This is a genomic window from Microbacterium sp., assembly GCF_017305435.1.
Taxonomy (GTDB): domain Bacteria; phylum Actinomycetota; class Actinomycetes; order Actinomycetales; family Microbacteriaceae; genus Microbacterium.
Genome location: NZ_JAFKIP010000007.1, coordinates 146,920 through 170,337, shown reverse-complemented (window position 1 = coordinate 170,337; position 23,418 = coordinate 146,920). Strand labels below are relative to the sequence as shown.

22 protein-coding genes and 1 pseudogene are annotated in these 23,418 nt (G+C 70.2%); 17 read left to right on the top strand and 6 right to left on the bottom strand.

Going from position 1 to position 23,418, the window contains the following annotated elements; all coding sequences use genetic code 11:
- Positions 1 to 12 precede the first annotated feature (12 nt).
- The 9 genes from atpB to J0I43_RS13665 all read left to right on the top strand — a co-directional run bounded on the left by atpB (position 13) and on the right by J0I43_RS13665 (position 7,661).
- Entirely contained in the window at positions 13 to 822 is an 810-nt protein-coding gene (gene atpB / locus J0I43_RS13705) for a F0F1 ATP synthase subunit A (RefSeq protein ID WP_292865343.1), read from the top strand.
- A gap of 49 nt (positions 823 to 871) precedes the next feature.
- Positions 872 to 1,108: an ATP synthase F0 subunit C gene (atpE, locus tag J0I43_RS13700; RefSeq protein WP_215487937.1), complete on the top strand. Its 237-nt coding sequence runs from the start codon at positions 872 to 874 to the stop codon at positions 1,106 to 1,108.
- Between the two features lie 29 nt (positions 1,109 to 1,137).
- On the top strand, positions 1,138 to 1,674 hold the full coding sequence (locus tag J0I43_RS13695) for a F0F1 ATP synthase subunit B (RefSeq protein WP_292864924.1): 537 nt from the start codon (positions 1,138 to 1,140) through the stop codon (positions 1,672 to 1,674).
- On the top strand, positions 1,674 to 2,462 hold the full coding sequence (locus J0I43_RS13690; protein ID WP_292864921.1) for a F0F1 ATP synthase subunit delta: 789 nt from the start codon (positions 1,674 to 1,676) through the stop codon (positions 2,460 to 2,462). Before J0I43_RS13695 ends, J0I43_RS13690 begins: the two co-directional genes overlap by 1 nt.
- A 15-nt stretch (positions 2,463 to 2,477) precedes the next feature.
- The gene (gene atpA / locus J0I43_RS13685; RefSeq protein ID WP_292864918.1) at positions 2,478 to 4,118 is read left to right on the top strand and encodes a F0F1 ATP synthase subunit alpha; all 1,641 of its coding nucleotides are present in this window, start codon (positions 2,478 to 2,480) and stop codon (positions 4,116 to 4,118) included.
- A 33-nt stretch (positions 4,119 to 4,151) separates the two neighbouring features.
- Positions 4,152 to 5,069 carry a F0F1 ATP synthase subunit gamma gene (locus J0I43_RS13680; RefSeq protein ID WP_292864915.1) on the top strand — a complete coding sequence of 306 codons (918 nt, stop codon included), beginning with the start codon at positions 4,152 to 4,154 and terminating at the stop codon, positions 5,067 to 5,069.
- Positions 5,070 to 5,091: 22 nt separating this feature from the next.
- Positions 5,092 to 6,546, top strand: a complete 1,455-nt coding sequence (atpD, locus tag J0I43_RS13675) for a F0F1 ATP synthase subunit beta (protein ID WP_292864912.1) — start codon at positions 5,092 to 5,094, stop codon at positions 6,544 to 6,546.
- A gap of 1 nt (position 6,547) precedes the next feature.
- Complete coding sequence (locus J0I43_RS13670) at positions 6,548 to 6,808, top strand: F0F1 ATP synthase subunit epsilon (RefSeq protein WP_292864909.1); 261 nt, start codon at positions 6,548 to 6,550, stop codon at positions 6,806 to 6,808.
- A 103-nt stretch (positions 6,809 to 6,911) separates the two neighbouring features.
- Positions 6,912 to 7,661 (top strand): peroxide stress protein YaaA, encoded by a 750-nt coding sequence (locus tag J0I43_RS13665; protein ID WP_292864907.1) that lies wholly within the window; start codon positions 6,912 to 6,914, stop codon positions 7,659 to 7,661.
- 2 nt (positions 7,662 to 7,663) lie between these two features.
- On the opposite strand, the gene J0I43_RS13660 is transcribed toward J0I43_RS13665, so the two are convergent.
- Positions 7,664 to 8,176 carry a DUF4282 domain-containing protein gene (locus J0I43_RS13660; RefSeq protein ID WP_292864904.1) on the bottom strand — a complete coding sequence of 171 codons (513 nt, stop codon included), beginning with the start codon at positions 8,174 to 8,176 and terminating at the stop codon, positions 7,664 to 7,666.
- Positions 8,177 to 8,347: 171 nt separating this feature from the next.
- Here J0I43_RS13660 and J0I43_RS13655 point away from each other — a divergent pair, with 171 nt between their 5' ends.
- The 5 genes from J0I43_RS13655 (at position 8,348) to J0I43_RS13635 (ending at position 16,665) form a co-directional block, all read left to right on the top strand.
- Positions 8,348 to 9,079 (top strand): DUF5684 domain-containing protein, encoded by a 732-nt coding sequence (locus J0I43_RS13655; RefSeq protein WP_292864901.1) that lies wholly within the window; start codon positions 8,348 to 8,350, stop codon positions 9,077 to 9,079.
- Positions 9,080 to 9,257: 178 nt separating this feature from the next.
- The gene (locus J0I43_RS13650) at positions 9,258 to 10,991 is read left to right on the top strand and encodes an ABC transporter ATP-binding protein (RefSeq protein WP_292864898.1); all 1,734 of its coding nucleotides are present in this window, start codon (positions 9,258 to 9,260) and stop codon (positions 10,989 to 10,991) included.
- Entirely contained in the window at positions 10,988 to 12,979 is a 1,992-nt protein-coding gene (locus J0I43_RS13645) for an ABC transporter ATP-binding protein (protein WP_292864895.1), read from the top strand. Before J0I43_RS13650 ends, J0I43_RS13645 begins: the two co-directional genes overlap by 4 nt.
- 2 nt (positions 12,980 to 12,981) lie before the next feature.
- Positions 12,982 to 13,794 carry a protein phosphatase 2C domain-containing protein gene (locus J0I43_RS13640; RefSeq protein WP_292864892.1) on the top strand — a complete coding sequence of 271 codons (813 nt, stop codon included), beginning with the start codon at positions 12,982 to 12,984 and terminating at the stop codon, positions 13,792 to 13,794.
- A 66-nt stretch (positions 13,795 to 13,860) separates the two neighbouring features.
- Positions 13,861 to 16,665 carry an FtsK/SpoIIIE domain-containing protein gene (locus J0I43_RS13635; RefSeq protein ID WP_292864889.1) on the top strand — a complete coding sequence of 935 codons (2,805 nt, stop codon included), beginning with the start codon at positions 13,861 to 13,863 and terminating at the stop codon, positions 16,663 to 16,665.
- Positions 16,666 to 16,702: 37 nt separating this feature from the next.
- Here J0I43_RS13635 and J0I43_RS13630 read toward each other — a convergent pair whose 3' ends face one another.
- A complete protein-coding gene (locus J0I43_RS13630; RefSeq protein WP_292864886.1) occupies positions 16,703 to 17,692 on the bottom strand; it encodes an asparaginase in 990 nt (329 codons plus the stop codon).
- Between the two features lie 39 nt (positions 17,693 to 17,731).
- Here J0I43_RS13630 and J0I43_RS13625 point away from each other — a divergent pair, with 39 nt between their 5' ends.
- On the top strand, positions 17,732 to 18,217 hold the full coding sequence (locus tag J0I43_RS13625; RefSeq protein ID WP_292864883.1) for an OsmC family protein: 486 nt from the start codon (positions 17,732 to 17,734) through the stop codon (positions 18,215 to 18,217).
- 167 nt (positions 18,218 to 18,384) lie between these two features.
- Here the strand turns inward: J0I43_RS13625 and J0I43_RS13620 are convergent, their stop codons facing one another.
- The 3 genes and pseudogenes from J0I43_RS13620 to J0I43_RS13610 form a co-directional block, all read right to left on the bottom strand.
- Entirely contained in the window at positions 18,385 to 18,849 is a 465-nt protein-coding gene (locus J0I43_RS13620) for a hypothetical protein (protein ID WP_292865352.1), read from the bottom strand.
- Positions 18,850 to 19,092: 243 nt separating this feature from the next.
- A pseudogene (locus J0I43_RS13615) lies at positions 19,093 to 19,221 on the bottom strand (type IV toxin-antitoxin system AbiEi family antitoxin domain-containing protein); the annotation flags it as partial.
- A 269-nt stretch (positions 19,222 to 19,490) separates the two neighbouring features.
- Positions 19,491 to 20,177: a 1-acyl-sn-glycerol-3-phosphate acyltransferase gene (locus J0I43_RS13610; RefSeq protein WP_292865340.1), complete on the bottom strand. Its 687-nt coding sequence runs from the start codon at positions 20,175 to 20,177 to the stop codon at positions 19,491 to 19,493.
- Between the two features lie 256 nt (positions 20,178 to 20,433).
- Here J0I43_RS13610 and J0I43_RS13605 point away from each other — a divergent pair, with 256 nt between their 5' ends.
- The gene (locus J0I43_RS13605; protein WP_292864881.1) at positions 20,434 to 21,387 is read left to right on the top strand and encodes an FKBP-type peptidyl-prolyl cis-trans isomerase; all 954 of its coding nucleotides are present in this window, start codon (positions 20,434 to 20,436) and stop codon (positions 21,385 to 21,387) included.
- 55 nt (positions 21,388 to 21,442) lie between these two features.
- Positions 21,443 to 22,531, top strand: a complete 1,089-nt coding sequence (gene dxr / locus J0I43_RS13600; protein WP_292864878.1) for a 1-deoxy-D-xylulose-5-phosphate reductoisomerase — start codon at positions 21,443 to 21,445, stop codon at positions 22,529 to 22,531.
- A 6-nt stretch (positions 22,532 to 22,537) separates the two neighbouring features.
- Here dxr and pflA read toward each other — a convergent pair whose 3' ends face one another.
- Positions 22,538 to 23,386 carry a pyruvate formate-lyase-activating protein gene (gene pflA / locus J0I43_RS13595; protein WP_292864875.1) on the bottom strand — a complete coding sequence of 283 codons (849 nt, stop codon included), beginning with the start codon at positions 23,384 to 23,386 and terminating at the stop codon, positions 22,538 to 22,540.
- Between the last annotated feature and the right edge of the window lie 32 nt (positions 23,387 to 23,418).

Genomic DNA, 23,418 nt, shown 5'->3' with positions numbered 1-23,418 from the left:
CTGGAGTCTGCGCTGTTTACCCACGCTGCGACCCTGATCGCCAAGACCGCTGAAGACGGCGGCGAGTTCCACGGACCGTCGATCTTCGAGTTCTTCCCCGACGTCCTCTTCACGATCGCCGGAATCCCGGTCACGCGCATCCACCTGATCCAGTTCCTGGCGACGATTGCGCTCGTGCTGTTCCTCTGGCTCGGTACGCGCAACATGCGTCTCATCCCGGGGCGCTTCCAGTCGATCACCGAGATGGGGCTCGACTTCGTCCGTGTGAACATCGCCGAGGACCTCCTCGGCAAGAAGGACGGCCAGCGGTTCCTGCCGATCCTCACGACGCTCTTCTTCATGATCCTGTTCTTCAACCTGACAGGCATCATCCCGTTCCTGAATCTCGCCGGAACCGCGATCATCGCGGTGCCGCTGCTGCTCGCGGTCGTCAGCTACGTGACCTTCATCTACGCCGGCATCAAGAAGAGCCCGAAGAACTTCTTCAAGAACGCGCTGTTCCCCTCGGGGGTGCCGTGGCCGATCTACATCATCGTGACGCCGATCGAGCTGATCTCGACGTTCGTGATCCGCCCGGTGACGCTCACGCTGCGACTCCTCATGAACATGATGGTCGGGCACCTCCTGCTCGTGCTGTTCTTCGCGGCGACGCAGTTCTTCCTGTTCACCCTCGGCGGCTGGTGGTCGGCGCTCGCGGCGGGCTCGCTCGCCTTCGGTTTCGTCTTCACGCTGTTCGAACTCCTGGTGGCCGTCCTCCAGGCCTACGTCTTCACCATCCTCACCGCGGTCTACATCCAGCTCGCGGTGGCAGAAGAGCACTGAGCGGGCGAGGCTTCCGCCTCTCCCACCCAACCCCGAAAGGAAACAACCCGTGGACGCTACTACGGTTCTCGCCGATGTCTCCGGCTCCATCGCGACGGTCGGCTACGGCCTCGCCGCCATCGGCCCCGCCATCGGCGTGGGCATCGTCGTCGGCAAGACGATCGAGGGCGTAGCCCGCCAGCCCGAGCTGGCCGGTCGCCTGCAGGTCCTGATGTGGATCGGTATCGCCTTCACCGAGGCGCTCGCCTTCATCGGCATCGCGACCGCCTTCATCTTCGGCTTCTGATCGCTTCCCACCAGTCTTAAGGAGACAGGATGCACAATCTTGTCGCGTACGCCGCGGAAGAGGGGGCTCCGAACCCGCTGCTCCCCGCGTGGTACGACATCATCTGGTCGGCGGTCTGCTTCGTCATCATCCTCATCGTCGTGTGGAAGGTCGCACTTCCCAAGATGAAGGTCATGCTCGACAAGCGCGCCGCAGCGATCGAGGGCAACATCGCGAAGGCCGACGAGGCACAGCGCAAGGCCGAGGCCGCACTCGAGGAGTACACGGCTCAGCTCGCCGAGGCTCGCAAGGAGGCCGGTGAGATCCGCGACGCCGCCCGTGAGGACGGCAAGAAGATCGTCGCCGAGGCGAAGGGCGCCGCGACCACCGAGGCCGCACGGGTGACCGCCGCCGCGCAGACGCAGATCGAGGCGGAGCGCCAGTCGGCCCTCGTCTCGCTGCGGAGCGAAGTCGGCACGCTCGCACTCGACCTCGCCGGCGGCGTGATCGGGGAGTCGCTCTCCGACGACGCCAAGGCGAAGGGCGTCGTGGACCGCTTCCTCGCCGACCTCGAGAAGGCCAAGTAATGGGCAGCGCGACCACTCAGGCACTGGCGACGACCACCGCGGAGCTTCGGGCAGCGAAGGTGGGCGACCTCGTCGTCGCTCGCGAGCTGTTCACGGCGGCGCGCGAGATCGCCGACTCGGCGCAGCTGAGCGGCGCGCTCTCCGCGTGGGGCGCGCCGGGCGCGGCGCGCGCCCAGCTCGTCCGCACGGTCTTCGCCGGCTACGGTGCGACATCCCTGCAGCTGCTCGCGGCCGCGGCCGCCGAGCGGTGGTCGTCCCTCGAGGACCTGATCGCCGGGATCGAAGAGCTCGCGATCCGTGCCGCCGCGCTCGGCGCGGGGGGCGCCGACGTCGAAGGCGAACTGTTCCAGGTCTCCCGCACCGTCGCCGCGAACCCCGAGCTCGAGCTCGCGCTCGGCAGTCGCCTGGGCGACGCGGCGGCGAAGGGCGCGCTCGTCGAGAAGCTCCTCGTCGGCCGCGCGAGCGAGGCGACGGTGCTCATCGTCTCCGAGCTGGTGCAGCAGCCGCGCGAGCGGCGCGTGCGTGCGCTGCTCGGACGGGCGCTGAAGATCGTGGCCGACCAGCGTGGCCGTACGGTCGCGACGGTCCGTGTCGCGAGTGCTCTGGATGCCGCGCAGCAGAGCCGCCTCGCGGCCGCGCTCGGCGCGAAGTACGGCAGCGACGTCACCCTGAACGTCGTCGTCGACCCGACCGTCCTCGGGGGCGTCCGGGTGGAGATCGGTGACGACGTCATCGACGCGACGGTCTCCTCTCGAATCAACGACTTGCGCCAGCGTCTCGCTGGCTAGAACAGAAGGAACACCATGGCAGATCTCACCATCAGCCCCGACGTCATCCGTGACGCGCTGAAAGACTTCGTCGCCGCGTACGAGCCCACCGGTGCGGCCGCGACCGAGGTCGGCACGGTCGTCGACGCCGCCGACGGCATCGCGCACGTCGAGGGTCTCCCCGGCGTCATGGCGAACGAGCTCGTCCGCTTCGCGAACGGCATCGAAGGCCTCGCGCTGAACCTCGACGAATCCGAGATCGGTGTCGTCGTGCTCGGCGACTTCTCGGGCATCGAGGCGGGCCAGAAGGTCACGCGCACGGGCGAGGTCCTCTCCGTCGCGGTGGGCGACGGCTACCTCGGCCGTGTCGTCGACCCGCTCGGCAACCCGATCGACGGCCTCGGCGAGATCGCGACCGAGGGTCGCCGCGCGCTCGAGCTGCAGGCGCCGGGCGTCATGCAGCGCAAGTCCGTCCACGAGCCGATGCAGACCGGCATCAAGGCCATCGACGCGATGATCCCCGTCGGCCGCGGCCAGCGCCAGCTCATCATCGGCGACCGCCAGACCGGCAAGACGGCCATCGCGATCGACACGATCATCAACCAGAAGGCCAACTGGGACTCGGGCGACGTCAACAAGCAGGTGCGCTGCATCTACGTCGCGATCGGCCAGAAGGGCTCCACGATCGCCTCCGTCAAGGGCGCGCTCGAGGATGCCGGGGCCATGGAGTACACGACGATCGTCGCCGCTCCCGCCTCCGACCCCGCCGGCTTCAAGTACCTCGCCCCCTACACGGGCTCGGCGATCGGCCAGCACTGGATGTACGGCGGCAAGCACGTCCTCATCATCTTCGACGACCTGTCGAAGCAGGCCGAGGCCTACCGCGCCGTGTCCCTCCTCCTCCGCCGCCCGCCGGGCCGCGAGGCGTACCCCGGCGACGTCTTCTACCTGCACTCGCGTCTGCTGGAGCGCTGCGCGAAGCTCTCCGACGAGCTCGGTGCCGGTTCGATGACGGGCCTCCCGATCATCGAGACGAAGGCGAACGACGTCTCGGCGTACATCCCGACCAACGTGATCTCGATCACCGACGGGCAGATCTTCCTCCAGTCCGACCTCTTCAACGCCAACCAGCGCCCCGCGGTCGACGTCGGCATCTCGGTGTCCCGCGTCGGTGGCGACGCGCAGGTCAAGTCGATCAAGAAGGTCTCGGGCACGCTGAAGCTCGAGCTCGCCCAGTACCGCTCGCTCGAGGCGTTCGCGATGTTCGCCTCCGACCTCGACGCGGCATCCCGCCGTCAGCTCGAGCGCGGTGCGCGCCTGACCGAGCTCCTCAAGCAGCCGCAGTACGACCCGTACCCCGTCGAGGAGCAGGTCGTCTCGATCTGGGCCGGCACGAACGGCAAGCTCGACTCGATCGCGGTCGAGGACGTGCTCCGCTTCGAGCGCGACCTCCTCGACTACCTGAAGCGCAACACGTCGATCCTCGACACGCTGCGCGACACGAACGTCCTCGACGACGCCACGGCTGCGGAGCTCGAGAAGGTCACCGACGCCTTCATCCTCGAGTTCCAGGGCGGCAAGGGCCAGGCCATCAACAAGCCGGGTCACGAAGAGGTCGCCGCCGCGCACGAGGAAGACGTGAACCAGGAGCAGATCGTCAAGGGTCGCCGCGGCTGAGGCCGAGGCATCCCTCACTGATACAGGACATCCATGGGCGCACAACTCCGGGTCTACAAGCAGAAGATCGCTTCTGCTCAGACGACCAAGAAGATCACGAAGGCGATGGAACTCATCGCGGCTTCGCGCATCCAGAAGGCGATGGCGCGCGTGCGCGCGTCCTCGCCCTTCGCGCGGGCCGTGACGCGGGCCGTCTCCGCCGTGGCGACGCACTCCAACATCCAGCACCCGCTGACGACCGAGCGCGAGGTGATCCGCCGTTCAGCGGTCGTCATCTTCGCGAGCGACCGAGGCCTCGCCGGCGCGTTCAACTCGCAGATCCTCCGTGAGGGTCTGCAGCTGGGCGAGCTGCTGCGCTCGCAGGGCAAGGAGGTCGAGTACTTCCTCGTCGGCCGCAAGGCCGTCGGCTACTTCCAGTTCCGCCGCATGCAGGCGGCGGGGGAGTGGATCGGCGACACCGACACCCCGCACTTCAACACCGCGGAGCAGATCGCGGGCGCCCTCCTGGATGCCTACGACCGCGGCGGCGAAGAACAGGGCGGCGTCGACGAGATCCACCTCGTCTTCAACCGCTTCGTCAGCATGATGACGCAGGAGCCGCAGACCGTCCGTCTGCTGCCGCTGGAGATCGTCGAGGCCGACGAGGTCGCCGAGGCGGCCTCCGCCAGTGCGAACCAGGTCTATCCGCTCTACGAGTTCGAGCCGAGCCCCGAGATCGTGCTCGACGCGCTGCTGCCGGTCTACGTGCAGAGCCGCGTGTTCAATGCGCTGCTGCAGTCGTCGGCCGCGAAGCACGCCGCGACGCAGAAGGCCATGAAGAGCGCGTCGGACAACGCCGACAAGCTCATCACCGACTACACCCGCCTGCGCAACAACGCGCGTCAGGCCGAGATCACTCAGCAGATCGCCGAGATCGTCGGCGGCGCCGACGCCCTGGCATCCGGCAAGTAATTCCCACCGAAAGAGACAGACAATGACTGCCACCGCCACTGCCGACACGGCCGAGACGACGGTCGTCGGGCGCGTTGCTCGCGTCACCGGCCCGGTCGTCGACATCGAGTTCCCGCACGATGCGATCCCCGACATCTACAACGCGCTGAAGACGACGATCACGATCGGCGACGAGTCCGCGGAGATCACCCTCGAGGTCGCACAGCACCTCGGTGACGACCTCGTGCGCGCCATCTCGCTCAAGCCCACCGACGGCATGGTCCGCGGCCAGGAGGTGCGCGACACCGGCGGCCCCATCACGGTCCCCGTCGGCGACGTCACCAAGGGCAAGGTCTTCAACGTCACCGGCGACGTGCTCAACGCCGCGCCGGGCGAGACGATCGAGGTCACCGAGCGCTGGGGCATCCACCGCCAGGCGCCCAACTTCGACCAGCTCGAGTCGAAGACCGAGATGTTCGAGACCGGCATCAAGTCGATCGACCTCCTCACGCCGTACGTGCAGGGTGGCAAGATCGGCCTCTTCGGCGGCGCGGGCGTCGGCAAGACGGTCCTCATCCAGGAGATGATCCAGCGCGTCGCGCAGGACCACGGCGGTGTCTCGGTGTTCGCTGGTGTCGGCGAGCGCACCCGTGAGGGCAACGACCTCATCGGCGAGATGGAGGAGGCGGGCGTCTTCGACAAGACCGCCCTCGTCTTCGGCCAGATGGACGAGCCGCCGGGGACGCGCCTGCGCGTCGCCCTGTCGGCGCTGACGATGGCGGAGTACTTCCGCGACGTGCAGAAGCAGGACGTGCTGCTGTTCATCGACAACATCTTCCGCTTCACGCAGGCCGGTTCCGAGGTGTCGACCCTTCTCGGCCGCATGCCCTCCGCGGTGGGCTACCAGCCGAACCTCGCCGACGAGATGGGTGTGCTCCAGGAGCGCATCACCTCGACGCGCGGTCACTCGATCACGTCGCTCCAGGCGATCTACGTGCCCGCCGACGACTACACCGACCCGGCTCCGGCGACGACCTTCGCCCACCTGGATGCCACGACCGAGCTCTCGCGTGAGATCGCGTCGAAGGGCCTCTACCCGGCCATCGACCCGCTGACCTCGACGAGCCGCATCCTGGACCCGCGCTACATCGGTGAGGACCACTACCGCGTGGCGACCGCCGTGAAGCAGATCCTGCAGAAGAACAAGGAACTGCAGGAGATCATCGCGATCCTCGGTGTCGACGAGCTCTCCGAAGAGGACAAGATCGTCGTGTCGCGTGCACGCCGCATCCAGCAGTTCCTCTCGCAGAACACCTACATGGCGAAGAAGTTCACCGGTGTCGAGGGCTCCACGGTCCCGATCAAGGAGACCATCGAGTCGTTCGACGCGATCGTCAAGGGTGACTTCGACCACGTGGCCGAGCAGGCCTTCTTCAACGTCGGCGGCATCTCCGACGTCGAGGAGAAGTGGGCGCAGATCCAGAAGGAGAACAGCTGACATGGCTCTCGTCGTCACCCTCGTCTCCGCGGAGGAGGAGGTCTGGCACGGCGAGGCGAGCCTCGTCGTCGCCAAGACCGTCGAGGGCGAGATCGGCTTCATGACCGGTCACGAGCCCGTGCTGGCGATCCTCGCCGAGGGTCAGGTGCGCATCACCCAGGCCGACGGCACCAAGGTGATCGCCTCCGCGCAGGACGGCTTCCTCTCCATGGAGAACGACGAGCTCACGATCGTCGCGGGCCACGCCGCGCTCGAGTCCTGACCCCGCCTGACCGACCCGTCGAGAAACCACTTCTCGCGCGAGAGACCACTGCTGAGGTGGTTCGTCGCGTGCGGAGTGGTTTCTCGCTGTTCTGGAGACCTCCGTGCTGATCCTGCTGCCGCCGAGTGAGACGAAGCGGCCCGGCGGGCGTGCGCGACCTCTGGACGTCGGGGCGCTGGCGCTTCAGGGCCTGGCACCGCAGCGCGAGGCGGTCGTCGACGCCCTCGTCGCCCTCAGCGCCGACGAGGATGCCGCGGCGCGTGTCTTGAAGCTCTCCGCCCGGCAGCGCGGAGAGATCGCCGACAACGCCGCCCTGCGTTCCGCGCCGACGATGCCCGCGGTCGACCGCTACACCGGCGTCCTCTACGACGCCCTGGATGCCGCGTCACTCGACGCGCCCGCGCGCCGCTGGCTCGGCACACACGTGATGATCCAGTCCGCGCCGTTCGGGCCGGTCGGCGCGCTCGACGCGATCCCGGCCTATCGGCTCTCTGCGGGCGCATCGCTCCCCGGCATCCCGCCGCTGCGCAGAGTGTGGGCGGATGCCGCCGGCGCAGCGCTCGCGGACGCGACGCCGCGGTTCGTGCTGGATCTGCGCTCCGAGGCGTATGTCGCGCTCGGCCCCGTCCCCGCCGGCATCCCGACGGCGTACGTGCGGGTCGTGACGGACGCCGGCGACGGCGTGACGCGCGCGCTGAACCACTTCAACAAGCACGCGAAGGGCGCCCTCGTGCGCCTGCTGGCGCAGACGCGCCCGCGCATCGGCGGCACGGCCGCCTTCCTCACGTGGGCGGGCCGTGCGGGGCTGACGGCACGCTCCGGTGCGCCGGGCGAGGTCGACCTCGTCGTGTGAGCTCAGTCGCGGCGCGTGTTCTGCGCCGTGCGCTCGGTGTTCTCCGCGATGGCGACGAGCGCGACGCCTGCTTCGATGACGAAGCGCAGCAACACGACGGCGAAGAAGGCGAGGACGGGCACGACGATCACGGTCGACAGGATGAGCGCGATGCCGCCGCCGGGGTTCCAGCCGAGCGCGCCGATGCCGGAGATGATGCCGCCGACGAACGTCGAGACGAACGCGATGCCGATCGCGACGAGCCCCACGAGGAAGAACACGCTCGCGAGGCGCCGCGTGATGAAACGCGTGAACGAGATGTCGAACAGCGCGGCGAGGAATCCCCGGCCGATGTCGTCCAGGTCACCCGCGAGGCGGCGGACCCCGGTGTCGTCGACGCCCGCGATGCCCTCGGTGGGCCCGTCGGCGAGGCCGGGCTCGGTGGCGGCATCCGCCGCAGCGTCAGCGGCGGTGCGGCCGGGAAGCGGCGGCAGCGGCGGCACGGGCGGGGGAGTGGGCGTCGACGGGTCGGTCATGGCGGTCCTCTCGGCAGATGTCTGTCGCCAGGCTAGCGACCCGGCCGCCCGACACGCGAGTGACGCACTCTGGTCGCGGGGCACCGCGCACCCCTACGATGTGTCCTGACGGGCACGTGTGCCCCGAGCGCCGCGGATCGGCGTCGCTCTGTCAGATAGGAAGGCACTTCCATGGACAGCTCCTACTCGGATACGGGCTATCTCGCCCTTCTCGCCGCCTTCGGGTTCCTGTTCTTCCTCTTCGCCGTCGCGTTCTACGTCATCGGCTCCTGGTTCTTGATGAAGATCTTCGACAAGGCGGGCGTGCAGGGCCGCTGGCGTGCGTGGGTTCCCGTGTACAACCTGCTCGTGTTCGCCAAGCTCGGTGATCTGAGCCCCTGGGTCATGCTGATCGCGATCGCCGCCGGAGCGATCCTGAGCTCGATCCCCGTGCTCGGCTTCATCATCGCCCTGCTGCCGGTCGCCGCCGGCGCGATGGCCGCCTGGCGTGTGGGGCAGAAGCTGCAGAAGGAGACCCCCTGGGTCATCCTCTACGTCCTGCTGTCGATCGTCTGGCTCGGCATCAACGCGTTCGACAAGTCGCGCTGGAACCCGAATGTCGCGCCCGCCCCGTGGGCGTCGAACGGCTTCTTCGCGGACCGCACCGTGTGGCAGGGCATCCCCGTGCAGCCGAGTGCCGGCGCGGCCGCGCCGCAGCCGGGATACCAGGCGCCGCCCGCCGGATACCAGCCCCCCGCCGCCCCGCCGGCCTACCAGCCGCCCGCCGCCCCGCCGGCGTACCAGCCCCCGCCGGCCCCGCCGGCCGCGCAGCCGCCGGCAGCTCCGCCGGTTCCGCCCGTGACGCCGCCGACGACCGAGCCGCCGGCGCCGCCGGCGGCCGAGGGCGACGCGCCCAAGGCCTGAGTACCGCTGACGAGGTGGGAGGGGGTGACATCACCCCCTCCCACCTCGTCGTCTCGGCGTGCATGGCCGCGGCCCTCGCGTTCGCCGACAGCGCACGCGAGGGCTTGCCCGCATCGCGCGCCCGGGCGTAGCGTCGATCCGCGCCCGGACCTCACTCCGCGCGCGGAGAGGCGGGCGCATGCTCGGCAAGATCCTCGTTCGCTATCTGGCGCCGGCCTGGCCGCTGCTCGTGCTCGTCGTGGTGTTCCAGCTCGGGCAGTCGATCGCCTCGCTCGCCCTCCCGACACTGAACGCCGACATCATCGACAACGGCGTCATCACCGGCGACATCGACTACATCTGGAGCACGGGCGCCGTCATGCTGGGTGTGAGCCTGCTGCAGGTGATCTGCTCGCTCATCGCGGTGTACTTCGGGTCCCGGCTTGCGATGGGTATGGGCAAGAGCCTGCGCGGCGACCTCTTCCACCGCGTCGTCGCGTTCTCACAGCGCGAAGTGGGGCAGTTCGGCGCCCCGTCGCTGATCACGCGCAACACGAACGACGTCCAGCAGGTGCAGATGCTCGTCCAGATGTCGGCGACCGTCATGGTGTCGGCTCCGATGCTGGCGATCGGCGGCATCATCATGGCGGTGCGTCAGGATGCCGGGCTCTCCTGGCTCATGCTCGTGGCGATCCCCGTCCTCCTCATCGCCGTCGCCCTGATCGTCGTGCGCATGGTGCCGGCGTTCACGCGTATGCAGGCCCGCATCGACCGGCTGAACCAGATCCTCCGCGAGCAGCTCACCGGCATCCGGGTCATCCGTGCCTTCGTGCGCGAGCGCGAGGAACGCGAGCGCTTCGGCGGCGCCAGCGCGGACGTCATGGAGACGGCGCTCCGGGCGGGCAACCTCATGGCGCTGATGTTCCCCGTCGTGATGCTCGTGATGAACCTCTCCTCGGCCGCGGTCATCTGGTTCGGCGCCGACCAGGTGCAGAACCACGGCGTGCAGATCGGCACCCTGTTCGCCTTCCTGAACTACCTCATGCAGATCCTGATGGGCGTCATGATGGCGACGTTCATGTTCGTCATGATCCCGCGCGCGGCCGTCTGCGCCGACCGCATCGGAGCGGTCCTGGAGACCGAGCCCTCGGTCGAGGCGCCCACCGAGAGCGCCGTCGTCGCGCGCGGCAACGGACGCGTCGAGTTCGACCACGTGTCCTTCACCTATCCGGGCGCCGACGACGCCGTGCTCCACGACATCACGTTCACGGCTGAGCCCGGCACGACGACCGCGATCATCGGCTCGACCGGATCGGGCAAGACGACCCTCGTCGGGCTCGTCGCACGCCTGTTCGATGTGACGGACGGAGTGGTGCGGGTCGACGGCGTCGACGTGCGCCGGATGGACCCCGACGATCTCTGGGCGCGGGTCGGTCTCGTGCCGCAGCGTGCCTTCCTGTTCGCCGGCACCGTGGCATCCAACCTGCGCTACGGCGATCGTGACGCGAGCGACGACGACCTGTGGCGCGCTCTCGACCTCGCCCAGGCGAAGGACTTCGTGGAGGCGCTCGACGGCGGTCTCGAAGCCCCGATCGCGCAGGGCGGCACGAACGTGTCGGGCGGTCAGCGCCAACGCCTCGCGATCGCGCGGGCGCTCGTGAAGCAGCCGGAGATCTACGTCTTCGACGACTCCTTCTCCGCGTTGGATCTGAAGACGGATGCCGCGCTGCGCCGCGCGCTGGACCGGAACATCCCCGACGCGACACGCATCGTCGTGGCGCAGCGCGTGTCGACGATCCAGCACGCCGACCAGATCATCGTCCTCGACCACGGGCGCATGGTCGGCATGGGCACCCACGACGCACTGCTGGAGACCTCGGAGACGTACCGCGAGATCGTCGATTCGCAGCTCTCGGCGAAGGAGGCGGCATGAGCGGCGGGCAGGGACCGGGCGGCGGGCGCGGACCGGGTGGCGGGCGCGGGCCGGGCGGACCGATGGGCCGGGGGATGGCTCCGGGGGCGAAGGCGCAGAACTTCGGCCCGAGCGCGAAGCGGCTGCTCGGAACGCTCCGCGTGGACACACCGAAGCTCATCGTGGTGCTCGTCCTCGGCATCTTCTCCGTCGCACTGAGCGTCGCGGGGCCGAAGATCCTCGGCGAGGGCACCAACATCATCTTCGCGGGCTTCATCTCGATGCAGGTGCCCGCCGGCGCGACCAAGCAGCAGGTGATCGACCAGCTGGTCGCGAGCGGCAATCAGCAGCAGGCCGACATGCTCGGCGCGATGGACTTCACGCCCGGAGCGGGCATCGACTTCGCCCATCTCGGCGCGATCATCCTCACGGTCCTCGCGGTGTACCTGCTCGCGGCGGTCTTCGGCTGGCTGCAGGCGCGCCTGCTCAACGGCATCGTGCAGCGCGCGATGAACCGCCTGCGCGTGGATGTCGAGGACAAGATCCACCGCCTGCCGCTGTCCTACTTCGATCGGGTCCAGCGCGGCGAGCTGCTCAGTCGCGTGACCAACGACGTCGACAACATCGGGCAGACGATGCAGCAGACGCTCTCGCAGGTCGTCATCTCGCTTCTGACCGTCGTCGGCGTGCTCGTCATGATGTTCCTCATCTCGCCGCTCCTCGCCGTCATCGCGCTCGTCACGATCCCGCTCACGATCGTCATCACGATGCTCGTCGCGAAGCGGTCGCAGAAGCTGTTCGTCCTGCAGTGGAAGGCCACCGGCATCCTCAACGCCCGTGTCGAGGAGACCTTCTCCGGGCACAACGTGGTCAAGGTGTTCGGACACCAGCGCGACGTCGAGGCCGACTTCGCCGCGGAGAACGAAGAGGTGTATCGCGCGAGCTTCGGCGCCCAATTCCTCTCCGGCATCATCATGCCCGCCATGATGTTCATCGGGAACCTCGTCTACGTCGCGATCGCCGTCGTGGGCGGCCTGCAGGTCGCGGGCGGCCTCATGTCGATCGGCGACGTCCAGGCCTTCATCCAGTATTCGCGCCAGTTCACCCAGCCCCTCAGCCAGCTCGGGTCGATGGCGAATCTGCTGCAGTCGGGTGTCGCGAGCGCGGAGCGCGTCTTCGAACTGCTCGACGAGGCGGAGCAGACCCCGGATGCCGACCCCGCCGAGACCGTGCCCCCGAGCGCGGCCGACCTCGCCTTTCGCAGCGTCGCGTTCAGCTATTCGCCGGAGAACCCGCTCATCGAGGACCTGTCCCTCCACGCCGAGCCCGGCTCCACCGTCGCGATCGTCGGTCCGACCGGTGCGGGCAAGACGACGCTCGTGAACCTCATCATGAGGTTCTACGATGTGGATGCCGGTGTCATCTCCCTCGGCGGACTCGACACGCGGCTGATGACACGCGACGATCTGCGCGGCCGAACCGGAATGGTGCTGCAGGACACGTGGCTGTTCGCCGGCACGATCCGCGAGAACATCGCCTACGGTCGCCCCGGGGCGAGCGAGGAGGAGATCGTCGCGGCGGCGACCGCGGCCTACGTCGACCGGTTCGTGCACGCCCTGCCGGACGGATACGACACCGTCCTCGACGACGAGGCCACGAATCTGTCCGTGGGGGAGCGTCAGCTCGTGACGATCGCGCGCGCGTTCCTCTCCGATCCGCGCATCCTCATCCTCGATGAGGCGACCAGCTCGGTCGACACCCGGACGGAGCTGCTCATCCAGCGGGCGATGTCGCGGCTGCGCGAGGACCGCACCTCTTTCGTCATCGCGCACCGCCTCTCGACGATCCGCGACGCCGATCTCATCCTCGTCATGGAGGCCGGCGCGATCGTGGAGCAGGGCAGTCACGCCGCGCTCCTGGCGGCGCGCGGCGCCTACTGGAGGCTGTACAACGCGCAGTTCGATGAGCCCGTCGCCGAGGACGCGGGGGAGGCGTCCACTAGAGTGTGAGCGTGACCGAAGCCGCGACCCAGTCGCGCACCGTCCCTCTCGAAGACGGTGCGCTCGAGCTGACCTGGTCCGCGCTGACCCATCGCGGGCGTCGGCGCGATGCCAATCAGGACGCCGTTCTCGCAGAGTTCCCGCTGTTCGTCGTCGCCGACGGGATGGGCGGCCACATCGGCGGTGAGATCGCGAGTGCGTCCACCGTCGACCGGCTGCGCTCCGTCGCCGCGAAGGGCGATGTGGGGCCGAAGACGATCGAGAAGGCACTGGCCCGCGCGGTGAACGACATCGCGGCCCACCCCGAGACGACCGACGAGGGCACCGGCACGACCGTCACGGGCGTGTATCTCGACCTCACCGGCGACGAGCCGACATGGGTGACTCTGAACGTCGGCGACTCGCGCGTGTATCTCTTCCGCGACGGTGGTCTGGCCCAGGTGACGACCGACCACTCCGTCGTGCAGGAGCTCATCGCGGCGGGCCGGCTCACTCCCGAAGAGGCCGAGAACCATCCCTACGGCAACGTCATCACGCGCGCGATCGGCCCCTCCGACGGCGTCGCGCCCGACTACGTGCGCCTCGAGGTCGTCGACGGCGATCGGTTCGTGATCTGCAGCGACGGGCTCACGAAGGAGCTCACCGACTACGGCATCCTGCACTTCCTCCTGCAGCACGACGACCCGACGGAGGCCGCCGACGACATGCTCGAGGCGGCGTTGGAGAACGGTGGGCGCGACAACGTGACGATCATCGTGCTCAACGCGCATCGCACGACCTCGGATGCCGCGGAGTCCATCGACTCCTCCACAACCGGCCTCTGACGGGATCCATCCACCGATCCGGCTCCGGCGCTCCGCGCGGTGGCCCGGCGCGCTTGACTGGCGCGCATGTACGACGTCATCGACGAGCCGCTACGGCTCCCCGCGGCTCCTCCCTCCCCCGCCCGCCCCACGATCCCGGTCGCGGCGGCCCTCGTCCCCGTCGTCGGCGCCGTCGTGCTGTGGCAGGTGACCGGCTCGATGTTCGCGCTGTGGTTCGCCGCCCTCGGGCCCCTCATGGCTCTCGCAGGCTTCGCCGACGGTCTGCGCACGGCCCGACGCGCCCGCCGTCGCGCGCTCCGGGCGAGCGCGGCGGCGCTCCTGGCGCTCGGCGGAGAAGTCGACGCGCGGCACGACGCCGAGCGCACGCGGGCGTGGCGACGCACGCCGGATGTCGCGGGCTACGCCGCCGACGTCGACGAGATCTGGCGGGTCGTGCCGGGTCGCGGCGACGTCGTGGTCGTCGGCCGGGGGAGCGGGCCGAGCGCGCTCCGCGTCGAGGGCGCCGGCGGTGCGGCATCCGACGGCGCCGACGGGCACGAGGGCGCGACCCGCGAGATGCGTCGACGTGCGACGCGCATCGACGGCGTGCCCGTCGCGGTGCCGTTCGCGGCGGGTATCGCCGTATGTGGGCCGCCCGTCGCGGCGGCGGCCGTCGTGCGTGCACTCGCGCTGCAGGCGTGCCTCGCTCATCCGCCGGGGAGTGCGAGGCTCGTGGGGGAGGACGCGGGCGCTGCGGCAGTGCCGCATCGTGACGCGACACGTGGCCTCGTCGTCTTCGTCGGAACGGCCGACCAGCCGGTTCCCGAAGACGCCGATCTCCCGATCATCCGCGTCGCCGAGGACGCGCCACCTCCGCCGCGCTGCGCCGCCGTCCTGACGCTGCTCGCCGGAGGGCGCGCTCGCCTCGACCACGACGGTTCGTCGCGTGAGGTCGCGGTCGAGGCGGTGTCGCGAGGGCAGGCGGAGCGGCTGGCGACGGCCCTCGCCGCACGCGCGGCGACTCTCGGACATCGGGTCGACGGCGCGACCCTCCTCGACGAACTCACCCCCGTCTCGGGCGGGCGCGCCAGCCTCGCCGCCGCGATCGGGGTGAGCGCGGGGCAGCCGGTCGTGCTCGACCTCGTCGCCGACGGGCCGCACGCCGTCGTGGTCGGAGTCACCGGCTCCGGCAAGAGCGAGCTGCTGACGACGTGGATGATCGCCCTGTGCCGCACCCGGACTCCGCAGGAGGTCGCGCTGCTCCTCGTCGACTTCAAGGGCGGACGCACGTTCGACGCACTCCTCGGGCTGCCGCACGTGACGGGAGTGCTGACCGACCTCGACGAGGTGCGGGCGCTGCGGGCCGTCGAGAGCCTCCGCGCCGAGATCCGCCATCGCGAGCGGGTTCTCGCCCGCGCGGAGGCGCGCGACATCGACGAAGCCGGTGACGAGCTCGCCCGCCTCGTCATCGTTGTCGACGAATACGCCGCGCTCGTCGCTGCGCGTCCCGAGCTGCACGATCTCTTCGCCGACATCGCCGCGCGTGGGCGCGCACTCGGCATGCACCTCGTCCTCGCGTCGCAGCGCGCAGCGGGCGCCTTCCGCGACGGTGTGCTCGCGAACGCTCCGCTGCGCATCGCGTTCCGGGTGACGGATGCCGCTGACTCGCGCACGATCCTCGGGCACGACGACGCCGTGCGACTGGCGGGCACGACGGGGGCGCGCGGCGTCGCGCTCATCCGGCGAGCGGCCGACAGCTCCCCGCGCCGCGCACGCATCGCCCTGTGCCCTCCGGACACGATCGGTGCCGTGCGCGAGAGGGCGGCGAGCCTCCGACTCGCACGACGGCCGTGGCTGCCGCCGCTGCCGGATCGAATCGACCTGGATGCCGCGCGTGCGCTGACGGGGGCATCGCTGAGCGGCATCCTCATCGGCGTCGCCGATGAACCGGAGCTTCAGCGGCAGCCGGCCGTGACACTGCCGGTCGGCGCGACGGGGCTCGTCGTCATCGGCGGCCCGGGCAGCGGGCGCACCACGACGCTCCAGACGGTGGCGTCACAGGCGCGGGCGCCGATCCGGGTGCCGACCGACCCGGAGGGGGCGTGGGATGCGATCGTGGGCCTCGAGGCCGCGCCGCGCGGCTCCGTCGTGCTGATCGACGACGCCGACGCGCTGGTGTCCCGCCTCGGAGTCGATCACGGCGCCGCGTGGCTCGCCGCGCTCGAGCGGGCGTGCCGCGAGGCGCGGGCGCGGGAGGTGACGATCGTCGTCGCGGTGACGCGGCTCACCGGGATGCTCGGGCGCGTGCTCGAGCTGCTGCCGCAGCGACTCATCCTGCCGGTGGCGACGCGCGCGGATCATGTCGCGGCGGGTGGCGAGTCCGCCGACTTCGCGCCGGACGCACCCGCCGGACGGGGACGGTGGGGGCGGACGCTCGTCCAGGTCGCGGTCATCGGCTTCGGTGCCGGCGAGGTGGGTGGCGTGGGCGAGGTGCTGGCGCCGGCGGCGCCGGTGGTCGAGCACGTGCCCGGTCGCCTCCTCGCCCTCGTCCTGCCGCACGGTGCGCGGGCCGAGCGAGAATGCGCGGCGTGGGCACATCGAGGAGTCCGGGTCCGCGAGATCGCCGACATCACGGACGCGCGCTCAGACGGCCTCGGCGCGGAGGACGTCGAGGTCGTGGTCGGCACTCCCGAGGCGTGGCTCGCGCAGTGGCGATTGCTCGCCGTCGCGCGCGAGCGCGGCACGATCGTCGTCGACACGGCGTGCGCCGCGGAGTTCCGCGCCGTCACCGGATCGCGAGAGCTGCCGCCGTTCGCCGCCCCGGGAGCCGGGCGGGCGTGGCTCGTCGAGCCCGGCCTGCCCACGCGTCGCGTACGGCTCCCTGGCGCGTGAGCGCGCCGGGCTCGGATGCCGAGGTCAGACGCCGGGCTCAGACGGTCGCGCGGATCGTGCCCACACCGCGTCCCCCGCCGAGGACCTCGAGGGGCAGCTGTGCGAGCGTCTGCGCGACGTCGCCGGCCGCGAGCGCTCCGACGCGCTCGAGCAGGGCGATCGCGATCGCGGTGGCTGCGCGACCCGAGCCGTCGAGCACCTTGAGGGCGACGGTCGTGCCGTTCGGGGCGACCATGATCATGATCCCCTCGGCGCCGCCCTTCGCGAAGACGCCGAGACGCTCGATCGCGATCGTGTCCTGCCGGCCGGGGCCGTCGATCGCCCACGGGTTCTCGCGCACGGCGCGCACGAGCGCTCCCGCCGTGCGATGCAGAGCGAAGGGCGAGCGCTCCGAGGAGGTGCCGATCCGATGCGTCGCGCGGGCGAGGGCGGACAGGCTCATCGCGTGCACGGGAGCCCCGCACCCGTCGATCGCCGTCACGGTGATCTTCGCGCCGGTGAGCCGCTCGATCACCTCGCGGATGTGCACCTGCAGCGGATGAGCCGGGTCGAGATAGGTGTCGAGGTCCCAGCCGCTCGCGCGGCAGGCGAGGAGCATGGCGGCGTGCTTGCCGGAGCAGTTCATGCGGATGCGTTCGGGCTGACCCAGCTCGCGCACGAGCTCATCGCGCGTCGAGGTGTCGCTCGGCCAGGCCGCCGGGCATCCGAGGTCGGACTCGGAGAGCCCGCCCGCCGTGAGCATGTCGCGCACGACCGCGACGTGGCGGTCGGTGCCGGCGTGGCTCGCTGTCGCCAGGGCCAGGCGCTCGCCGTCGAGGACGGCGCCCGCCGTGAGCGAGCCCAGCGCCTGCAGCGGCTTGAGGCTCGAGCGCGGCAGGATCGGCGTCTCGACATCGCCGAGCGTCAAGACCGGCACGCCCTCCGCGTCGAGAACGATGGCCGAACCCGCGTGCCGGGACTCCACGAAGCCGCTGCGTTCGACGACGGCGAGCTCGACGGATGCGGGAACGGTGATGGTCTCGGGCACCGGGACAGCCTACCGCCGGGGTGGTGGCAGACTGGCGCCATGACGGGTTCTACGATCGACGAGCACCGCTATCTCGTGCGCAGCGAGTGGACGGGCAATCGCGGCGCGGGGACGAGCGGCTACCGCGACTACGACCGCTCGGTGACGCTCCGTGTCGACGGGAAGGACCCGATCGCGGCATCCGCCGACCGGCCCTTCCGAGGCGACCGCGCGAAGTGGAACCCCGAAGACCTGCTGCTGGCCGCGCTGTCCGAGTGTCATCTGCTGTCGTACCTCCACGCGTGCGTCGTCGCGGGCGTCACCGTCATCGAGTACACGGACGAGGCGAGCGGCGTCATGGTCCTCGACGGGCACGGCGGGGGAGCGTTCCGCGAGGTCGTGCTGCATCCGCGTGTCGTCGTGGCCGAGGCATCCATGATCGCCGCCGCCGAAGCCGCGCACGCGCAGGCGAACGCTTGGTGCTTCATCGCGAACTCGGTGAACTTCCCGGTCCGCCACGAAGCGGCGGTCAGCGCCGCGCGGTGACGGCGCCGCACCGCCGAGCCGTGCCGCGTGACGGGGGTCAGGTGTGACGAAAGCAGGGCGTACCCGCACGCAGGCACTCCGCAGACTTGCCTGCGGTCGATCGGCCCTGCTTTTGTCACAGCCGTGGCGAAGGTTCTCCCAGGGGTCAGCCTGTTCGCCGCGGTGACTCAGCCTCGCGGGCGGCGCGCGAGCAGCCCTGAGATCGCGGTCCGCACGACATCCGGATGCCACATGATGTCTTCGGCGATCGGGCGATACGTCACTAGTCCTTGGGCTGCCGCCGCTTGATCGCGCCGGCGATCGCGCTTCTGGTCTTCCCATGAGGAGTGGAAGGCCTCACTGTCGCACTCGATGATGAGCCAGCCTTCGACGAGGAAGTCGACCCTGCCGACCCCGGAGACACGCACCTGCACGTCGAAGCGGCATCCGATCGTCCGGAGGATGAGACGCAGGAGGCTCTCCGGCCCGGACTTGGCCCGTGCGTCGATGAGCGCGCGCAGGCGTCGGTGGCGGCGCGGCAGCGCGGCGAAGAGGTCATCCAGATCGTCCGGAACCAGGAGACCGAGATGCAGTGCCGAGTCGATCGTCGCGATCGCCGCGCGCGGATTCTGGCAGAGGACCGCCTGCCTCACAGCGTCGACGATCTCCACACTGAGCGCACGGGGGTGTGGCGCGCGCAACAGTCGGTCGCGGTGCACCCGATCCGCTCCGGCAGGGACGAGTCGTGATGCCTCGGGGGCGACGTGGATATGACGTGAGGAGTGTTCGAGAACGAACACGCCGACGCGGCGCAGTTCGGAGACGCAGGCGAGCCGCCCCCGCGCTCGACCGGCCGCGACGCAGTCGTCGGGAGTCGATACCGCGCAGTATGCCCCCTGTCGAAGCCGTGTCAGGCGCCCAGACGCGACTGCGTCGCGGAGGTCGCGCGGACGCCAGCCAGCGGATCGGAGGTCTCGGGTGCGGAGGAAGCCGGGGAGTCTCTCGGCCGTGTCGGCGTGATCCATGACGGACACGGTTGCGGACGGACCTGCCGTTCCGGAGCGCGACGGCCGCATCTGTGGATCGATCGGCGAATCGGCGGGTTGTGGAGAAGGCGATGACCACGCTGGCGACGGGGTGCCCGACGCCGGACCGCCAGGAAGGCCGGTGCGGGTCACGAAAGCAGGGTGAGAACGGCGCGCAGACGTCGTTCGGCGCGGATGTCGTCGATCGGCCCTGTTTTCGGAACGTCTGGGCGCTCCGACGCGCACGATCTCCCGCGCGAGCGCGGCGGTCAGCGCCGTTCGTGCGGAAGGACCTGCTTGAGCCGTTCGACCGGGTTCGAGGCGGGCGCCTCGTTGTAGGTCCCGGCGAGCTCCTGGCCGGAGAGCGCGTGGATCGCCGCCATGATCTCGTCGGTCGCCTGGCGGCGGGCGCGTCCGCTGTTCGCGGCGCCGAGATGGGAGAGGTCGATGGGCTCGCCGTAGCGCACCGTCACGCGAGGATGCCGCTTGGGGAATCTTGCGCCGACGGGCATCGCCTCGTTCGTGCCGATGATCCCGACGGGCACGACCTGCGCGCCCTCTTCCAACGCGAGGAACGCGACGCCGGTGCGCCCCTTGTACAGACGGCCGTCGAGAGAGCGGGTGCCTTCGGGATAGAGGGCGATCGCCCGCCCCGAGTGGAGGATCCGGCGCTGCTGGTCGAGCGCGTCGAGCGCGGCCTGTCCGGCCCCGCGTTCGACCGGCGTCGCGCCGATCGCGGTGAAGAAGTGCCGGCTCACCCATCCCTTGAACCCCTTGCCGTCGAAGTACGACGACTTCGCGAGGAAGTACACCGGGCGAGGGGAGAACATCGGGATGACGAGCGAGTCGATGAACGACAGGTGGTTGCTCGCGAAGATCACCTTGCCGGTGCGCGGGATGTTCGCGCGGCCCTCGATACGCGGGCGGTAGAGCAGGCGTGCGAGCGGGACGAGCACGCCGCGCCCGAAGTAGTACGTGAACCCGACCGGGGCGACCTCGGCGTGCGCCTGCGGGGCGTGGGGCTGATGCGCGTCCGGTGCGCTGGCCTGCTCTTCTGCCACCCGTCGAGGGTACTCCCGATTCCATGCCGCTTCGCGTATGGCCAGCTTCTGCGATGAGTGCGCGCGCCGGCCGGCGCCGTTCTCAGCGTGCACAGAACAAAGTGCGCCATGATGGGGCGTCCCCTGCATCACCATCTCTGTGAGGTTCTCCGTGCGCCTGCGCCCGATCGCCGCCCTGTCCGCCGCCGCTGTGTCGGTGCTGCTTCTCGCCGGTTGCGCCGGAGGTGGCACGGCCTCGCCCTCGGCATCCCCCAGCGCGAGCGCAGCGGTCGACCTGTGCGACGCGCGCGCCGCATCGGGCGTCGCCTCGGACGCCGTCCAGGTGACGGGGGATGCGGGCGCCGCGTCGACGGCGACCTTCAGCGCGCCGCTGGACATCCCCGAGCTCCAGGCCACGGTCATCTCCGAGGGCACCGGAACGCCGATCAAGGCCGGCGACTTCGTCACCTACGCGATGAGCGCGTTCGACGCGACGACCGGTGAGAAGGTCGGCGACATCGGCTACAACCCCGCCGAGCTCATGCCGCAGCAGATCTCCGCGGACGCGCCGCTCGGCCAGATCTTCGGATGTGGCGCTCCCGGCGAGCGGGTCGTCGCGACCTTCCCGGCGACGGAGTCGGCCTCCGGCCAGGTGTATGTCATCGACCTCCTCTCGGTCGTTCCGACGTCCGCGTGGGGCGAGCCGCAGCCCGCTACCGAGGGATTGCCGACCGTCGCCCTCGCCGACAACGGCGCACCGACCATCACGCTCCCCGGCGGCGACGCGCCGACCGAGACGACGCTCGAGACCCTCAAGAAGGGCGATGGTTACACCGTGCAGAGCGGCGACTCCGTCCTCGTGCAGTACACCGGCGTCCGCTGGTCGGACGGCAAGACCTTCGACTCCACGTGGGACAAGGGCGGCGTGCCCACCAGCTTCTCGACGACGGGTGTCGTCGCGGGCTTCCAGAAGGCGCTCGAGGGCCAGACCGTCGGGTCGCAGGTACTCGTCGTCATCCCGCCGAAGGACGGCTACGGCGAGGGCGACATCAACGCCAACGACCTGAAGGGCGAGACGCTCGTCTTCGTCGTCGACATCATCGGCGCGCAGAAGGCCCAGGGCTGAGCGGCCGGGGGTGATCGACCCCGGCCGACCGATCGCGCGCGGGTAGGCTGAGCGCATGCGGCGCGTCCTGATCCTCGGCTCCACCGGTTCGATCGGGACGCAGGCGCTCGATGTCATCCGGGCACGCCGCGAGCAGTTCGAGGTCGTCGGTCTCGCTGCGGGGCGCGACGCGGAGACCCTCGCGGCGCAGGCCGCCGAGTTCGGCGTCGCCCGCGCGGCGACGGCGCTGGGGGCGGATGCCGCCGAGCAGCTCGTTCGCGACCTCGACGCGGACGTCGTACTCAACGGCATCACCGGATCGGTCGGACTCGGGCCGACGCTCGCCGCGCTCGAGACGGGGCGCACCCTCGCTCTCGCGAACAAGGAGTCGCTCATCGTGGGCGGCGATCTCGTCACCGCGCTCGCCGCGCCGGGCCAGATCGTGCCGGTCGACTCGGAGCACTCCGCGATCGCGCAGGCGCTGCGCAGCGGCGCGGCGGGAGAAGTGCGCCGACTCGTCCTCACGGCGTCCGGTGGACCGTTTCGCGGGCGCACCCGCGCATCGCTGCACGATGTCACCCCCGCCCAGGCGCTCGCGCATCCGACGTGGAACATGGGGCGCGTCGTCACGACGAACTCCGCGACGCTGGTCAACAAGGGCCTCGAGGTCATCGAAGCCCATCTCCTCTTCGGCGTGGACTACGACGACATCGACGTCGCCGTGCATCCCCAGTCGATCGTCCACTCGATGGTCGAGTTCGTCGACGGGTCGACGATCGCCCAGGCATCCCCGCCGGACATGCGGCTGCCGATCTCGCTCGGCCTCGACTGGCCGCGGCGGGTTCCGGGTGTCGGCGTGCCGCTGGACTGGACGACGGCGCAGACGTGGACGTTCGAGCCGCTCGATGCCGAGGCGTTCCCCGCCGTCGACCTCGCCAAGCAGGTGGGACGCGCGGGGGGCACCTACCCGGCGGTCTTCAATGCGGCGAACGAGCAGGCGGTGGATGCCTTCCACGAGGGTGCCCTGACGTTCCTCGGCATCCTGGACACGGTCCGCCGCGTCGTGGACGCGCACACGCCGCCGGCGACCCTCGACCGGGGTGCGCTCGCCGAGGCCGAGCGCTGGGCGCGTCAGAGTGCCGACGGGCTCATCGCCGCCGGCTGAACGCGGTCAGTACGTCGTGAGGCCGTGTACGCGGAACTGTCCGCGCACACGCTCGGTGAGCTCGATCGTGGGCGGCTCGGTGTCGGCGAGGACGTACTCACGACCGAGTGCGGCCCACTTGTCCCGGCCCATCTGATGGAAGGGCAGCACCTCCACCCGCGGGACGGTGCCGGGTCGGATCTCGTTCAGGGATGCCGCGTAGGCGGCCACCCGCTCGACGTTGTCGGCGTCATCGGTGAGCCCCGGGACGAGGACGAAGCGGATCCAGACGTCGGGGCCGTCAGGCGTCTCCGCCAGCCGGCGCCCGAACTCGAGGGTCGGCTCGAGCTCGCGCCCGGTGACGCGCCGATAGGTCTCGGGGTCGCCGCTCTTGACGTCGAGGAGGACGAGGTCCACGTCCGCGAGCATCGCGTCGGTCGCCGCGGCGCCGAGGAACCCGGACGTGTCGATCGCCGTGTGGATGCCGAGTTCCTTCGCGCCGCGCAGGATCCGCGCCGCGAACGCGGGCTGCATCAGCACTTCGCCGCCGGACAGCGTGATGCCGCCGCCCGTGGCGCGGAAGACTCCCGCGTACCGTGCGATGCGACGCAGCAGCTCGTCGCTCGTCACCGGGTGCCCGTCCTTCATCTGGAGCGTGTCGGGGTTGTGGCAGTACAGGCACTGCAAGGGGCACCCCGACAGGAAGGTCGTGAGCCGCGTCCCCGGCCCGTCGACCGCTGTCACGAGCTCCCACGAGTGCACCGAGCCGAGCCGGCCCTCGCGCATCGCGGTCAGCCGCTCGTGGCGGTCGACGTCGGCCACCGCGAGGCCCCCGAGCGGAGCGTCGATCAGGGTGTGGATGAGCGTGGCGGCCATGGTCTCTGCTCCTCTCGGGGTCTGCGCGATGG

Excerpts from the sequence above, each read along its gene's own strand:
- J0I43_RS13645 (WP_292864895.1), top strand. The coding sequence starts at position 10,988 with ATGAGCGGCGGGCAGGGACCGGGCGGCGGGCGCGGACCGGGTGGCGGG.
- atpA (WP_292864918.1), top strand. The coding sequence starts at position 2,478 with ATGGCAGATCTCACCATCAGCCCCGACGTCATCCGTGACGCGCTGAAA.
- J0I43_RS13690 (WP_292864921.1), top strand. The coding sequence starts at position 1,674 with ATGGGCAGCGCGACCACTCAGGCACTGGCGACGACCACCGCGGAGCTT.
- J0I43_RS13670 (WP_292864909.1), top strand. The coding sequence starts at position 6,548 with ATGGCTCTCGTCGTCACCCTCGTCTCCGCGGAGGAGGAGGTCTGGCAC.
- J0I43_RS13660 (WP_292864904.1), bottom strand. The coding sequence starts at position 8,176 with ATGACCGACCCGTCGACGCCCACTCCCCCGCCCGTGCCGCCGCTGCCG.
- J0I43_RS13650 (WP_292864898.1), top strand. The coding sequence starts at position 9,258 with ATGCTCGGCAAGATCCTCGTTCGCTATCTGGCGCCGGCCTGGCCGCTG.
- J0I43_RS13695 (WP_292864924.1), top strand. The coding sequence starts at position 1,138 with ATGCACAATCTTGTCGCGTACGCCGCGGAAGAGGGGGCTCCGAACCCG.
- atpD (WP_292864912.1), top strand. The coding sequence starts at position 5,092 with ATGACTGCCACCGCCACTGCCGACACGGCCGAGACGACGGTCGTCGGG.
- J0I43_RS13625 (WP_292864883.1), top strand. The coding sequence starts at position 17,732 with ATGACGGGTTCTACGATCGACGAGCACCGCTATCTCGTGCGCAGCGAG.
- pflA (WP_292864875.1), bottom strand. The coding sequence starts at position 23,386 with ATGGCCGCCACGCTCATCCACACCCTGATCGACGCTCCGCTCGGGGGC.
- dxr (WP_292864878.1), top strand. The coding sequence starts at position 21,443 with ATGCGGCGCGTCCTGATCCTCGGCTCCACCGGTTCGATCGGGACGCAG.
- J0I43_RS13635 (WP_292864889.1), top strand. The coding sequence starts at position 13,861 with ATGTACGACGTCATCGACGAGCCGCTACGGCTCCCCGCGGCTCCTCCC.
- J0I43_RS13655 (WP_292864901.1), top strand. The coding sequence starts at position 8,348 with ATGGACAGCTCCTACTCGGATACGGGCTATCTCGCCCTTCTCGCCGCC.
- J0I43_RS13680 (WP_292864915.1), top strand. The coding sequence starts at position 4,152 with ATGGGCGCACAACTCCGGGTCTACAAGCAGAAGATCGCTTCTGCTCAG.